This window comes from Rhizobium favelukesii (assembly GCF_000577275.2).
GTDB classification, from domain to species: Bacteria; Pseudomonadota; Alphaproteobacteria; order Rhizobiales; family Rhizobiaceae; genus Rhizobium; species Rhizobium favelukesii.
Genome location: NZ_HG916855.1, coordinates 1,417,442 through 1,431,675 on the forward strand (window position 1 = coordinate 1,417,442; position 14,234 = coordinate 1,431,675).

Consider the following 14,234-nt stretch of genomic DNA (forward strand, 5'->3'; position numbering starts at 1 on the left):
TTCATCGGTTTGGCTCATGCCAAGGTGATCGACCGTTCGTAGGCAATAGAGAGTTCCCGCGCGCCATGATTTGCAGCGCGCGGGAACAGATTCTTGATAGCGCCCATCCGCAGACCGAAGACGTGACATCAGCACAGCCGTGCAAGATCGGACCGCAACTCCCGGAACGGGCGGACGTACTCGCTGATATCGTCGCAGCATAGGCAAGCAATCGGCACTTCAGGCTCAAGACGCCTGCTTCAGGCCAGATACCGCACCGAAAATCCCAAGGCCGCGCCAGCGCAAGCCCCTTTGCGAGCATTTGCTCACTCGTGGAGGCAGATGGGTAGAGTGCTGAAGGGTTGCCGTTGGCATCGATTGGGACGGACGGCGGCAGATTCTGGCTGTCGAAATGGCGTCCCGCGAGAGCCGTTCGGCGTGGAAGGACTTTCTCATCAAGCTGAAAGGCCGCGGTCTACGGGGTGTGGAACTGGTGGTCTCAGACGATCATGCCGGCCTCGTGGCGGCGATCGCGGAGGCGCTGCCAGAGGCCGCCTGGCAACGCTGCTACGTACGTACACTTTCTGCGCAACGCCCTTGATCACCTGCCACGAAAGCATGGCGACGACTGCCTGCAGGAACTGCGATGGCTCTACGACCGGCGCGACCTCGACGAAGCCAAGGCCGATCTCTCTGCCTGGCTCGCCAAGTGGTCGGCACGCTATCCGCGCTTGACCAGTTGGGTCGAGGAGACAATCGAACAGACACTGACCTTCTTCCGATTGCCACGCCAGCATCACAAACATCTGAAATCGACCAACATGCTCGAACGCCTTAACGAGGAAATCAGACGCAGGACCTACGTGGTGCGGATCTTTCCAAATGCACAGAGCTGCTTACGCCTCGTCAGAGCGCTCGCTGTTGAAACCCACGAAAATTGGATGGAGGCCAACCGTTACATCAACATGGACGATCTACGGGAGCACAAAAAGCTCGCTATGCGCCAAGCCGCACGACCGCTCAATTTGCTGAACTTGACGCACATAACCTCGATGAGCGAGAGCTGGGATCGGAGGTGGCCGATATCGGCGAGAGTGTCGCTATCGTCGATTTGGCATCTTCGTCATGCCAGGGGAGGCGTCTCGACCCCTAGATGAGTGCCCGCGCCGCATCGATCAAGCGTCTTGGATTTTGCGCCAGTTGGCTGCTCTTCGACCGTAGGAATTTCAGGCCCATGCCGAGCGCACGATGCCGATCCCGTTCAGACTGTTCGCGACGCGACGCGGCCAGCGCGCTCGCGATGGCTCCTTCCATGCCAGTCATCCGCTATATCAATCTTTGGTTTGACAACGCTCGGCCGGCCGCCAAAGCTCCGGCGCGAAGTCGAGAAGGCATTTTTTATTCGTCGGCCCGACATCAAAACGAGTACGGGCACCCTTGTGCGCCCGTATCGCCACATACGTTCTGGTCCTTACGCAGCTTTCACTTCGGCGTGACGTCGAATCCGAACCACTTCTCGGACAGTGTCTTAATGGTACCGTCGGCCTTTGCAGCAGCGATCGCGTCGTTGAACATCGCCTTCAGCTGCGTGTCATCCTTTCGCAAGCCGACAGAACTGCCGCGACCGAGAAAGCCGCCCTGGAAGCGCGGACCCGCGGTCGTCATATCGTCGTTGCCCGGTTTCTGGGATGCGGTCGTCAGATATGCCATCGAGGCCATAACGAGATCCACGCGACCGGCCTTCAGGTCGAGATCGTGTTCCTCGGTGGTCTTGTATTCGCGAACCTCGACAACTCCTTTGAGGTACTTGTCGACGAAAGCAGCAGCCGTCGATGCGGTCTGCACGCCGATGATCTTGCCCTGAAGGATCGGTTTGATCTTGTCGATCTCGGCAATGGCGCCTGCCTCGTCACCGGCGAGCGAGAAGACCTCTCCCTTTTCCGGAAGACTGGCGAGATCGCTCGATTTCGATGTCGCAAAGGCCTGGCCGGTAGAACTATATGAGTCGCTGAAGGCGATGACCTGTTCGCGCTTCGCAGTTGCCGACATGCCGGAGATGATGGCATCGAATTTGCCAGCGTTGAGAGCCGGAATCATGCCGTCGAAGTTCTGGACGACGACATTGCATTCGACCTTCATCTGATTGCAAAGATATTTGGACAGCTCGATCTCGTAACCATCGAGGGTACCGTCCGGCTTGGTGAAGTTGTAGGGCTTGAATGCCCCCTCTGTGGCGATGGTGACCGTCGTCCACGTCTTGTCCGCAGCGTGCGCAGTCCCTGCGGCAAGCAAAACCGCGGTGGAAACGGCCGTCAGGACCCGAGATTGAAATGTCATTTAATGCTCCCCTTTTTCCTTGTGAGGTTGAATTATTTGCTGATGAACTGCCGGAAGCGTTCCGACTGAGAATTGCTGAAAACGTCGTGCGGCTTGCCGTCTTCCTCGACGCGTCCCTGGTGTAGGAAAACGACGCGATTAGAGACGTCACGGGCAAATCCCAGTTCGTGCGTGACGACGAGCATGGTGCGCCCCTCTTCGGCCAGTGATCGCATGACGCGCAAGACTTCGCCGACGAGCTCTGGATCGAGCGCTGATGTCGGCTCGTCGAAGAGCATCACCTTTGGGCGCATTGCCAAGGCACGAGCAATTGCCGCGCGCTGCTGCTGGCCGCCAGAGAGGTGAACGGGATAGAAGTTGCGCTTTTCGGCGATGCCAACCTTGGCAAGCAGTGCTTCGGCCTCTTCGACACATTCACTCCTGGCACGGCCGAGGACGTGAAGGGGAGCCTCGATGACGTTCTCAAGTACGGTCTTGTGAGACCAAAGATTGAAGCTTTGAAACACCATTCCAAGCTGAGAGCGAATGCGATCGACCTGTTTGCGGTCAGTGGGACGGCTACCCTTGTGACCATTCGCCTGCATGCGAATGGTTTCGCCTGCAACCGTGACCTCGCCGGAATCGGGTGCCTCCAAGAGGTTGATGCAACGCAAGAAGGTGGATTTTCCCGATCCCGATGAGCCGAGGATGGACACGACGTCACCCTCATGCGCATCAAGCGAGATGCCTTTAAGGACTTCCAGGGGGTCGAAGCTCTTGTGTAGGTTCTTGACCCTTAGCGCGAGCGGCGAAAGGGAAGTGGTCGCCACGGTCATTGGGCGTCTCCTTCAAGTGCGGGAGCGACTTTAGCCGCGGGACTGTGAGCAATCGGCTGGCGCAAGTGCGGGCTCAACCAGTGTTCGACAAGATGAACCAGGCGCGTCAGCACCAAGTTGATCGTCAGGTAAATCGCGCCTGCGACGATAAAGACTTCGATCGCACGGTAGGTCTCCGAAATGATCCGTCCGGCGACGCCTGTCACTTCCATGAGAGTGATGATCGAGGCCAGGGATGTAGCCTTGACCATCGAAATCATCTCGTTGCTGTAACCTGGCAACGCCTGACGGATTGCAAGTGGCAAGACGATGCGACGGAACTGCATGAGCCGTGGCATCCCGCAAGCGCGAGCTGCTTCGACCTGACCAAAAGGCACCGAAAGCAAGCCGCCGCGTATGATTTCGCTGGCGTATGCGGCGGTGTTGATCGTCAGCGCTAAAACGGCACACCAATAAGGGTCGCGCAGAAATGGCCAAAGGATGCTGTGTCGCACCGCCGGAAATTGCCCGAGGCCGTAATAGATCAAAAAAATCTGGACCAGCAGTGGCGTTCCGCGAAAGACGAAGACATAGCTGCGTGCCAACCACTCAAGCGCGAGGATGCCGGATAGGCGGCAAAGGGCAATTGCGAGCGCCAGGATTGCGCCAAGTGCAATCGAGGTGGCAGCGAGCTTCAGCGTCAGCGGGATTGCCGAGATGAGGCTGACGAACGTTTCAGACAGAAATACGAAGTCCATCACGCTCTCCTAACGCCTCGCGTGAGGTGCTTTTCAGCGCGCCGGAGAAAGATCCCAGAACCAGTTGAAATCACGAGGTAAATGCCGCCAGCTATGAGATAGAAGTCAAACGGCAATCCGGTCGAGCCTGCGGCGATCTGCGTCTGGCGCAACAGCTCGGCAACGCCTGTAATGGAAACAAGGGCTGATTCCTTCAGGACCACCTGCCAGATATTGCCAAGTCCCGGCAAAGCGTGCCGAAGCGTCAGTGGCACGATGATGTGACGAAATCGAAGAGACCGCCCCATGCCACAGGCAATCGCCGCCTCGATCTCACCTGGATGGACGGCCTTGAACGCGCCACGAAAAACCTCTGTGAATTGCGCGCCGGAGGTAACACCAACGGCGAGCGACCCGGCCAGAAAACCGGGAAGGCCGACAAAACCGTCCGCACCGAGCAGGCGGCCAGCGGCGGTAACGACGGCGCTCCCGCCGAAATAGAAAAGGAAAATTACCAACAAGTCAGGAATGCCGCGAAGCACAGTCGTATATGCGTCGGCAACGAACCGAGCGCCGCGCCCCCCCGAGATCTTTGCCCCAGCTCCGAATGCGCCAATTGCGGCTCCAATGGAGTAGCCTGCCAACGCGATCAGAATTGTCATCCACGCGCCGGCAAGCAAAGCCTTGCCCCAACCCTCGGAACCGAAGCTGACCAGCTCTAGAATGCTGGGCTGGTTCATTGAGATTGCCTTTCTGGCAGCGGCGGCTGAACGTCGTTCGGGATCGGGTTGACGAAGGGCGTGCCATCGAGACGGGCCCTCAGATCCGCCTTGGCAGCGTCGATGAGCTCCGGATTGCCGATAAGCTCGATCGCTGTGCTGGCCATGACCTTGGCTGCGTGTGCCATGCCCTTGTGGGCCGCCGGAAGTTTGCCTTGAGCAACCAACTGCCAGGAGTGGCCAGGCGTTCCAATCGCGTAGGTCGCACCGCGCATTTGCACGGTCGGCACAACCCAGCTGACGCTTCCGACATCCGTAGAGCCCACGATAGTACTGTCGCCGGCATAGAGCGGAAAGATTTCATCGCACAGTGGCTGGTCCTTCTTCGGCTTCAAACCGAAGCGGGCATAGGAAGATGAGATATCCTCCGAGCTCATCGTCTGCTGAAATTTGCGCGCTGTTGCGCGATCCTCATCATTGAAGACCGGCGGTCCAAGCCGCTGCAGCTTGGCGAACATCAGTTCCTCAAGAGGGGCATTGCCAACGAGATTGGCGTCGCCGCTGATCACTTCACTGCCAACCGACGTCTCGGTCATTAAAGCAGCGCCTTGCGCCACTTTTTTCACCCGTTCGACCAAGGAAAGCAGTTCCGGAAGATTTCGTGCGCGGATCAGATAACGAACCGTTGCACGTGCTTGGACGACGTTTGGAGCCGAACCGCCCGTATCGGTTACGGCGTAGTGGATGCGAGCGGTCGAAGGCATGTGCTCGCGCATGTAGTTCACGCCAACATTCATAAGTTCAACGGCGTCGAGCGCGCTGCGGCCAAGATGTGGCGTTGCCGACGCGTGCGAAGATCGTCCGGTGAAATGGAAGTTGATCTCATTGCATGCCAGCGAAACCGGGTTATTCACACCAGCGAAAGCGGCCGGATGCCAGGAAATGGCAATGTCGACGTCATCGAAAACGCCCGCGCGGACCATGAAACCCTTAGACGAACCACCTTCCTCCGCCGGGCAGCCATAGTAACGCACGCGGCCCTTTAGGCCATTGGCAGCGAGAAACGCCTTGACCGCCGCCGCGGCAAGCATTGAGCCTGCACCCAGCATGTTATGCCCGCATCCGTGGCCGTTGCCGTTCGCCTTGACCTCACGCTGTTCTGCAACCCCGGCTTCCTGGCTCATGCCGGGCAGGGCATCGAATTCTCCTAGGATTGCGATGACCGGCCCGCCTTCGCCGGCTTCACCCATGACCGCTGTTGGCAATCCCGCTATCCCTCGTTCGACGCGAAATCCCTCAATGTCCAACTGACGGGCGTGCTCTTCGGCAGAGTGGTGTTCCTCGTAATTCGTCTCTGGCATGTCCCAGATGCGGTCGCTCAAGGCAAAGAAACCGTCTCTCTTGGCTTCTACAATGTCCCATACGGTGTCGGTGTTTTTCATGGCTTTCAAAACTGCTTTGCTTCGAATAGTATCCAAAATTGGCGCCAATTTATGGTACAAAAACGCTTTGGGCAATCCGTATGCTCGAATAATTTTCGTCAGGTCTTAGGTGTCTCGGCGCCTACAGAAATTCGATTTGCCGTGCTATCGGTCAGGAAAGAACAGGGGATTTTGAATGGCAGATGCCATCTTGGATTCGAGAGTAGAGCCTTCAGCCGTTCGTGACGTGACAGACCTTATTCTCCAGGACATTCTGGCGGGGGCGTTGATGCCGGGAACGTGGTTGAAGCAGGTTGATCTGGAGCGACGTTACAACTGTACCCGCCCAGACGTGCGTCGCGCACTCGACCGCCTCGCTCAAAAGCGGCTGGTCGAGCATGTGCCAAACCGTGGTTATCATGTCTATGAGCCAGACGGACGCCGGGCGAGAGAAGTTAGCGAGATCCGCGTTATTCTCGAAACCGCGGTTGCCGGAAGGATCGTTCAAAATGCATCCGCAGATGATGTCCGTGCCCTTCGCAAACTTGCGGAACATTTCGATGAGGCGACGCTGAACGGAACGATGTTGGAACTCTATGAGGCAAATCTTGCCTTCCATCGTCAGCTGCTGATGCTGAGCGGCAATTTTGAGCTGGTCGACCTCGTAACGGAGATCCGCCAGCGGACCTCTTCGGCCCCGGTCTCGCAATGGCGAACGCGCGCACGCGTTGAGCAATCCGGGCGGGAGCATCACATGATGATCGATGCGATCGAAAACAGGGACGGAGCGCTGTTTGCGGAGCTCACACGACGGCACATCCTACAGAACTAGCATCGCGTGCAGATTCGTGGCGAACCCAAGGAAGCGCTGGTAGCAAACAGGCGAGAACGGCACCCCCCGTGTCAAACATGGCGCCGGAGAACCAGATACGTCGCAAAACAGCTGGCTCAAACCGTGATCCGATCGGGTCGCGGCCGGTCATCCAAGACAAACGATCATCCCAATCAGCTCTGGAATGCCGGCTTCGCCTCCGAAGCCGCGCCGTCACGCAACGCCGTCCTTTGGTATAGGAGCGCCTGCGTATCGGATTGTCGCGCCAACTCCCCACGCTTTTTGGTTGATATACGCGCCAGCGCTCTATCTTGGCTATGTCGCTCTTTGGAAAGGGAGAAAACTGCGTGATTGTGGAGAAACAACTTATTTCGAAAATCACCTGGCGGCTCATGCCGTTTCTCGGCGTTTTATATTTGATCGCCTACATCGACCGCCAGAATGTGAGCTTCGCCAAGCTTGATATGGTCGGGGCGCTTGGAATGACCGAATACGCCTATGGGCTGGGGGCTTCTCTATTCTTCGTCGGATATTTCATATTTGAGGTCCCGAGCAATCTGCTTCTCGACAAATTTGGCGCCAGCAAGTGGTTTGCCCGCATTCTCATTTCCTGGGGCGCGGTCACGATCGCGCTCGCCTATACGCAGAACGCTACGATGTTCTACATTCTTCGCTTCTTGCTGGGCGCCTGTGAGGCCGGCTTCTTTCCCGGCGTGCTTTATCTTCTGACGCTTTGGTACCCCTCTGCCTATCGCGGCACAATGGTCGGATTGTTTATGATCTTCAGTGCGATCGCCAATGCAGTTGGCGCTCCTTTGGGAGGCGTGCTGCTGGATCTGGACGGACTGTACGGGATTGCGGGATGGCAATGGGTCTTCATCGCAACGGGAATACCGGCGGTCATCGCAGGCGTTGTCACTCTATTTTACTTGGCCGACAGACCCGCGGACGCGAAGTTCCTCACGGCTGAGGAACAGGCTTGGCTGAAAGATCGTCTCGCACGAGAGAATTCCGGCATGGAGGCGTCTGCTGGCGACGGATTCAAGGCGCTGATCAATCCGCATGTGTTGTTGATGTCGCTCTGCTACGTCGGGTTTCCCCTCGCAGCCTATGGTCTGAGCTACTGGCTCCCAACCATTGTAAAGGGCTTTGGCGTCAGCAACACGACAAATGGCCTCCTAAATATCATTCCTTGGGTTCTGGTCGCCATTGCTCTTTATGTCGTGCCATCCGCAGCTGACCGTGCAGCATCGAAGACGCCCTATATTGTCATCCCGGCACTTGTGGGCGCCGTGTGCCTTTTGCTGTCCGCAGTTATCCCGAACCATGTCGTGCAATTTCTGCTTCTATGTTTGGCGGCAGCCGGAATCTTTGCTGGGCAGCCAGTGTTTTGGAGCCTGCCGTCGCGCTTCCTTCGCGGGGCGGGAGCAGCAGCGGGATTGGCTGCTATCAACTCGGTGGGGAATCTCGGAGGGTTCGTAGCGCAGAACGTCGTGCCCTGGATCAAAGACGCAACGGGTAGCACAATCGCGCCGATGTTTTTCCTCGCTGTCTGCCTGGCCGCAGCTGCGCTTCTCGTCCTGATCATAGGGCGAACTTTGGGCCGCCAGGCGACGTCTCACGACCTCAAAGCCAGGGTCTGATGAATGGAGGTTCGGGACGATCAAGCTTTCTTGGATCAACGGTTCGAGAGAGCGATGGCCCGGATAAACGCTCGCCGATCCGCACGACCGACTGCGGACGGCATAAACGAGTGGAAACGCCAGTGACCGCCAGCGCCTTTGCGAGAGGGATCCAGCCTTTACCTTTTCAGTCTCCTGCGGATCCGTGCGTCACATTGATACCGTGCCAATCGCAATCGAGACCGGAAAGGGCTCGAAAAGGATCTGGCGAACGGTCGCGCTGATCGGCTTGCTTCTGCTCTGGGTTGCACCGGGGTGCGGGGTTGGTTTGTTCGATCATGGGGAATTCCTCCATGTTATGACGAAGGAACTCGTTCAGGAACGACCTGTTCCGGCGACGTTCGGATCCGCCTCCATGATCTCGATGATTTGAAGACCTTCCTCATACTTGGAAGTGTCGGCACCCACCTTTTGGGCCTGCGCGAGATTGTCTCTGAGGTCGGCAACCTTGATGGAACGCGCAAGCCTGTTTTCGGCAGCGCGCGTGACAAATTCTTGATCTGTCTCTTCGGGGCGTCGTGTCAGCGCATCGACGGCTTGAACAATTTCTGTGCTGAAGCCAGCCTGTGCCAGTCGCTCGAGGGGCCAACCGTCTCCTTTTTCCACAACATCATGCAGGAAGCCGACAATGCGTTCGTCATCTCCTTCGACAGCGTCGGCAACGCGCTTGCAATGGGAAAAATACGGCTCACCTGCCTTGTCGGTTTGTCCAGAGTGGGCCTTGAAGGCGATCTTGACGGCCTTGAGGAGATCGGACGCCGCACGATGATCGTGTTCGTTGATCCATTCGCGTGAACCGACGGGCATGGCGCTTCACCTCCGCGAACAGGAAACGAGAGGAAACGCTTGAAGTTCCAATCGATTTTTTTAAGGATTATCTGCAATCCTGGGGCGATAGTCTGTCTCTTCCTCACCCTTCCGACGGTCTCGCCCGCCGCGTCTAAGCTGCGGCTCTTCTGGTGAGGATCACCGAGCTTGAAGCCATCGCAAATGCCACTATGTGTCGCTGCACTAGCTGAAAGCGCTCATCAGCAAAAACAATGAATTCCCACGTTTTCTTAAACAGGAGTGTGCGCCGACCCGGCAACGTTCCTGCGCGCGGTATTCCGAGAAAATAGTTCGTCGACCTGCGTTCGAGCGGCGTTTTCGACATCGAACGGGCCGTTTTTAAACTCTTTTTAGATCGACGGAACAAAGAGGCCGGCTTCAAGTTTCAAAGACAACCGTCCGGCCCCGCTCCTTCAAGAGTGTGCCGACTTCTCCAGTCTTGCCGGGCGGTCCTCCTCCCTGACATAACCTGCCATCTCGCGGCGGCTTGCTTTGGAAATCGAGAGGCTCGCTTGACTTTGCAGCCACTGGCCCGGTTTTCTGCGTCGTTCCTTGCTGCGGCCGCGTCATAGTCAGCGCCGGACACGCATCGATAGCCCTGTTAATATTCGCGGAAGTCGCCCGTCGCCGACTGCAGCAGCGTCAGTGGGTAACGGTCGGGATGATGGACAAGTGCCGTCATGTTGATTGGCCGGTCGCGCTCGTCGAAGGCGATCTGGTCGACAGTGAGTACGGCGGCCGGCCGAGGAAGCTCCAGCATCTCAGCTTCACTTTCACTCGCCAAACGCGCGCTCAACGTCGTTTGTCCACGCCGAGGCTGGATCCCGTAGATTTCTCGCAATTCGGCATAAAGCGAACGGTTTGCGACCGACCAGTCCAGGTCTGTCAAGCCCGGCGCGCGGGAAGCCGGTACCCAGTCGGTCTGCAGGACGACCGGCACGCCGTCCAACAAGCGCAGACGAGACAGCACGATCACATTTGATGCTGGCGCAAGAAACAGCGGCCGACTGATCTCGAGGGATGCTTTCACCACTTCCAGCCTGAGAAGGCGATGTCCTGGCACACGGCCACTTGCTAGCGCCGTACTCGTAAAGCTTCGCAGAACCTCGAGTTCAAATCCTTTGCCATTTTCCGCCACATACAAGCCCTTGCCCGGCTGGCTGCGAACAACGCCCTGGCGTATCAGCTCGCGAACGGCATGCCGCACGGTGATGCGACTGACATCGTAAAGCGAAACGAGTTCGCGCTCTGACGGCAGCTTGCCGCGTAACGGCACTTTCCCATCGCGGATCGATGCCAGCAGATCTTCATAGACCTGCTGGTGGAGCGGGCGAGGGTCGGCCCGATCAATTGCCGCATGCCTTTCCGTCGCTCTTTCCCGCTGACGCGTCGTCACGCTACGCTCTCCGCCTCGACACTGATTTATCCGACTTTGCATCTTTGCTTGCAATCGAAGCAGAGTCCAGTTGACATGACTGGTCATAACCAGTCCTATTGGGTTCAGGAGCCACAGAGTTCCCCACAATGCAAGTGTGATAAAGACAAGGAACAGCTCATGTTGAAGAAATGCCTCGCTGCGGCTGCAGTCTATGCCGGCCTGTGGGCTGGTGCGGCACATGCGGAAACCATCTCCGTCTTCTGCGCACCCACTGAATTCGAACTTTGCACCAAGGTCGCCGACGCCTGGAAGGCGAAGACCGGCAATGAAGCGAAGATCAACAAGATGCCGGCTCTGCTGGACGATGCGATCCCGATCTATCAGCAACTGCTGGCGGCAAAGTCGAAGGACATCGACGTTCTGTTCCTCGACGTAATCTGGCTCGGGATGTTCAAGGCGAACCTCCTGGATCTGAAATCGATGGTCCCGCAGGCCGACCAGGACAAGCATTTCGCCTCGACGTTGAATGCCGCAAAGCTCGACGGCAATCTCGTCGCCATGCCCGCTTATATGGACGTCGGCCTGATGTTCTATCGCAAGGACCTTCTGGAGAAATACGGCAAGCAGCCGCCGAAGACCTGGGACGAGCTTGCCGCCACGGCAAAGGAAATTCAGGAAAAGGAGCGGGCTGCCGGCAATGACAAGATGTGGGGCTATGCCTGGCAGGCGAAGAGCTATGAAGGCCTGACCTGCGACGCAATCGAGCTGATCGCATCGAATGGCGGTGGGACCATTATCGCCGATGACGGCAAGGTGACGATCGACAACCCGCAGGCCGCCGAAGCCATCGAAAAGGCGAAGGGGTGGATCGGTTCGATCAGCCCGGAAGGCGTGTTGAACTATGACGAAGAGGCATCACGCGCCGTTTTCGAATCCGGCGATGCCGTATTCCACCGCAACTGGCCCTATGTCTGGGGCACCTCCCACAAGGAAGGCAGCTCGGTCATCGACAAGGTCGGCGTCATGCCGCTTCCGGTCGGCAAGGACGGGCAGAAGTCCAGCGGCTGCCTCGGGCCGATGTATTACGGCGTCTCGAAATACAGCGCCAAGCCGCAAGTCGCAGCCGACTTCGTGAACTTCATCACCGGCACGGACATGCAGAAGATGCGCGCTGTCGAGGCTACCCTCAACCCCTCCATCCAGTCGCTCTACAGTGACCCGGACGTATTGGAAAAGATCCCCTTCCTGAAGGACAACCAGCAGGCTTTTGCCGATAGCGCCGTACGTCCGTCAGGCTACACCGGAACCAGTTACAACCGCGTCTCACAAGCCTTCTATCGCTCCACCCACGACATGCTATCGGGCAGCGGCGACCCGAAGGAGGGCTTTGCGTCGCTGTCAAAACGCCTGGAAAAGCTCAAAGAGAGCCGCTGATGGCAAGGCGAGGGGGCTGCGACCTCAAGGCTCCCTCGTTTTTCGCTGCCGGCGCTGCGCCGGCCGTGCCCCTATGCGCAAGCCAAGGTGAAAAATGGCATCGGTTTCGATGGAGTCTGTTTCGAAGAGTTTCGGAACACAGAGTGTCATTCATAATGTGGATCTGAAGATCGACGATGGCGAGTTCATCGTCTTCGTCGGCCCATCCGGATGCGGGAAGTCAACGCTCCTTCGCATCGTGGCGGGGCTGATCTCCGCATCCTCTGGAACGGTCAGGATTGGCGGCGACGACGTAACCGACGTCCCAGCCTCGAAGCGTGGCGTTGCCTTTGTCTTTCAATCCTATGCGCTCTACCCACATATGAGCGTCGCCCGGAATATCGGCTTTGCGCTGGAAACGATGGGCATCCGCCGCGACGCAATTGCGCAGAAGGTGCAATCGGTCGCCCGCATGCTGAAGGTCGACCATCTTCTTGATCGGCGACCGCGGGAGTTGTCGGGAGGCCAGCGCCAACGCGTCGCCATCGGCCGGGCGCTGGTCCGGCAGCCCGATATCTTTCTCTTCGACGAGCCGCTTTCCAATCTGGATGCGGACCTCAGAATGGAAATGCGGATGGAGATCGCCAAGCTGCATGGCGATCTCCAGACGACGATGATCTATGTCACGCACGACCAAGCCGAGGCGATGACGCTTGCCGACCGGATCGTCGTCCTCAATCATGGCCGGATCGAGCAGATCGGCACGCCCTCGGAGCTCTATCATCGGCCCGACAATCGTTTCGTCGCCGGCTTTATCGGCAGCCCTCGCATGAACTTTCTCCCGATCGCGACGCAGACAGGCGACAATAGCGCAAGCGTCATCGGTCAAGGCGGCCTGTCGCTGTCGCCGAAGGCTGGCGATGGAGAACCGATTGCCGAGATCGGCGTCCGGCCGGAGGCCGTGCGCATCGTGCCAACCGGAAAGGGCCGTCTCGACTGCGTGCTCGAACGCGTCGAGGACCTGGGTCACGAACACTTCGCCTATTGCCGGATCGCCGGTGAGGCGCTCTGGGTCATCCGCCTCGCGGCAGCTCCGGCTGCGGAGACAATCGGCCAGCCGGTCGCGCTTTCCTTCGATGATCAGGCGGTATTTCTCTTTGCCGCCGACGGTAGGCGACTTGGCCAGACGGCGGAACCGCCAGGGTTTAGGAGAGCGATACGATGAGCGCGCGCCTCGCCCGCCGCGATCACCGTGCCGCCTGGCTCTTCCTTTTGCCAGTCATCATCGCCATGCTGGTGGTCGCCGTTTGGCCGCTGGGACGGACATTCTTCTTTGCCTTTACCGACGCTTATCTCGACGATCCCAGCGTCTATTCAATGGTCGGCCTCGACAATTTCATCGAGGTCTTCAACGACCACAGCTGGTGGCTCGCCGTCAGGAATACACTGATCTTCACCGTTGTTTCGGTTGCGATCGAGACGGTGCTGGGCCTTGCGATCGCGCTCCTGATCAACGAGGCCATCCCCGGCCGTGGACTTGCCCGCGCCGCGATCCTGGTGCCCTGGGCCATCCCTGTGGTCGTTGCTACCAGAATCTGGGAATGGATGCTGAATGACCAGTTCGGCGTCATCAACAAGATCCTGGTGGCACTTGGCTTCATAGATCATGGTGTGGCCTGGACGGCGAGCAGTTCGCTTATTATGGGGGTGGTGATCTTTATCGACGTTTGGATGACGACCCCGTTCATGGTGCTGCTGATCCTCGCGGGTCTGCAGATGATTTCCCAGGAGATCTTCGAGGCCGCCGAAGTTGATGGCATTCCAGCCTGGAAGCGATTCTGGTCCATCACCCTTCCGATGCTGAGGCCTGCGATCGGTGTTGCGGTCCTGTTTCGCACACTCGATGCGCTACGCATGTTCGACCTTTCCTATGTGCTTGCCGGCAGCAACGAAAAGGTCATGACAGTATCCATCTATGCCCGCGACCGGCTGATCAGCTTCCAGGAACTCGGAGTCGGCTCGTCTGCCTCGACTTGGGTCTTCCTGCTGGTGGCTCTGGTGGCGATCATCATCATCGGTGCATTGCGGCTCGATAAGGCGGCGGGGCATTGACA

General features: G+C 58.1%; 13 protein-coding genes and 1 pseudogene. 6 read left to right on the forward strand and 8 right to left on the reverse strand.

What is annotated here, in order from left to right:
* Positions 1–340: 340 nt before the first annotated feature.
* Positions 341–992 (forward strand): annotated as a pseudogene (locus LPU83_RS70170) (IS256 family transposase); the annotation flags it as partial.
* A 136-nt stretch (positions 993–1,128) separates the two neighbouring features.
* Here the strand turns inward: LPU83_RS70170 and LPU83_RS70175 are convergent.
* From LPU83_RS70175 to LPU83_RS70200, 6 genes are all read right to left on the reverse strand, one after another.
* A complete protein-coding gene (locus LPU83_RS70175) occupies positions 1,129–1,293 on the reverse strand; it encodes a hypothetical protein (protein WP_157997406.1) in 165 nt (54 codons plus the stop codon).
* A gap of 168 nt (positions 1,294–1,461) precedes the next feature.
* Entirely contained in the window at positions 1,462–2,316 is an 855-nt protein-coding gene (locus LPU83_RS70180) for a transporter substrate-binding domain-containing protein (protein WP_024318566.1), read from the reverse strand.
* A 32-nt stretch (positions 2,317–2,348) separates the two neighbouring features.
* Entirely contained in the window at positions 2,349–3,131 is a 783-nt protein-coding gene (locus tag LPU83_RS70185; RefSeq protein ID WP_024318567.1) for an ABC transporter ATP-binding protein, read from the reverse strand.
* Entirely contained in the window at positions 3,128–3,868 is a 741-nt protein-coding gene (locus tag LPU83_RS70190; protein ID WP_024318568.1) for an ABC transporter permease, read from the reverse strand. Before LPU83_RS70190 ends, LPU83_RS70185 begins: the two co-directional genes overlap by 4 nt.
* The gene (locus LPU83_RS70195) at positions 3,868–4,587 is read right to left on the reverse strand and encodes an ABC transporter permease (protein WP_024318569.1); all 720 of its coding nucleotides are present in this window, start codon (positions 4,585–4,587) and stop codon (positions 3,868–3,870) included. Before LPU83_RS70195 ends, LPU83_RS70190 begins: the two co-directional genes overlap by 1 nt.
* Complete coding sequence (locus LPU83_RS70200; RefSeq protein ID WP_024318570.1) at positions 4,584–6,008, reverse strand: M20 family metallopeptidase; 1,425 nt, start codon at positions 6,006–6,008, stop codon at positions 4,584–4,586. The genes LPU83_RS70195 and LPU83_RS70200 overlap by 4 nt, the downstream gene beginning before the upstream one ends.
* Before the next feature lie 175 nt (positions 6,009–6,183).
* On the opposite strand from LPU83_RS70200, the gene LPU83_RS70205 reads away from it, so the two are divergent.
* A complete protein-coding gene (locus LPU83_RS70205; protein WP_024318571.1) occupies positions 6,184–6,819 on the forward strand; it encodes a GntR family transcriptional regulator in 636 nt (211 codons plus the stop codon).
* Between the two features lie 347 nt (positions 6,820–7,166).
* On the forward strand, positions 7,167–8,462 hold the full coding sequence (locus tag LPU83_RS70210) for an MFS transporter (protein ID WP_024318572.1): 1,296 nt from the start codon (positions 7,167–7,169) through the stop codon (positions 8,460–8,462).
* A gap of 354 nt (positions 8,463–8,816) precedes the next feature.
* Here LPU83_RS70210 and LPU83_RS70215 read toward each other — a convergent pair whose 3' ends face one another.
* Both LPU83_RS70215 and LPU83_RS70220 read right to left on the reverse strand, forming a co-directional pair.
* Positions 8,817–9,308 carry an HD domain-containing protein gene (locus tag LPU83_RS70215; RefSeq protein ID WP_024318573.1) on the reverse strand — a complete coding sequence of 164 codons (492 nt, stop codon included), beginning with the start codon at positions 9,306–9,308 and terminating at the stop codon, positions 8,817–8,819.
* Between the two features lie 622 nt (positions 9,309–9,930).
* Positions 9,931–10,725, reverse strand: coding sequence for a GntR family transcriptional regulator (locus tag LPU83_RS70220; protein ID WP_024318574.1), 795 nt, complete (start codon positions 10,723–10,725; stop codon positions 9,931–9,933).
* Positions 10,726–10,884: 159 nt separating this feature from the next.
* On the opposite strand from LPU83_RS70220, the gene LPU83_RS70225 reads away from it, so the two are divergent.
* From LPU83_RS70225 to LPU83_RS70235, 3 genes are all read left to right on the forward strand, one after another.
* A complete protein-coding gene (locus LPU83_RS70225; protein ID WP_024318575.1) occupies positions 10,885–12,141 on the forward strand; it encodes an ABC transporter substrate-binding protein in 1,257 nt (418 codons plus the stop codon).
* A 94-nt stretch (positions 12,142–12,235) separates the two neighbouring features.
* On the forward strand, positions 12,236–13,345 hold the full coding sequence (locus LPU83_RS70230; RefSeq protein ID WP_024318576.1) for an ABC transporter ATP-binding protein: 1,110 nt from the start codon (positions 12,236–12,238) through the stop codon (positions 13,343–13,345).
* Positions 13,342–14,232 carry a carbohydrate ABC transporter permease gene (locus LPU83_RS70235; protein WP_024318577.1) on the forward strand — a complete coding sequence of 297 codons (891 nt, stop codon included), beginning with the start codon at positions 13,342–13,344 and terminating at the stop codon, positions 14,230–14,232. The genes LPU83_RS70230 and LPU83_RS70235 overlap by 4 nt, the downstream gene beginning before the upstream one ends.
* Positions 14,233–14,234: the final 2 nt, after the last annotated feature.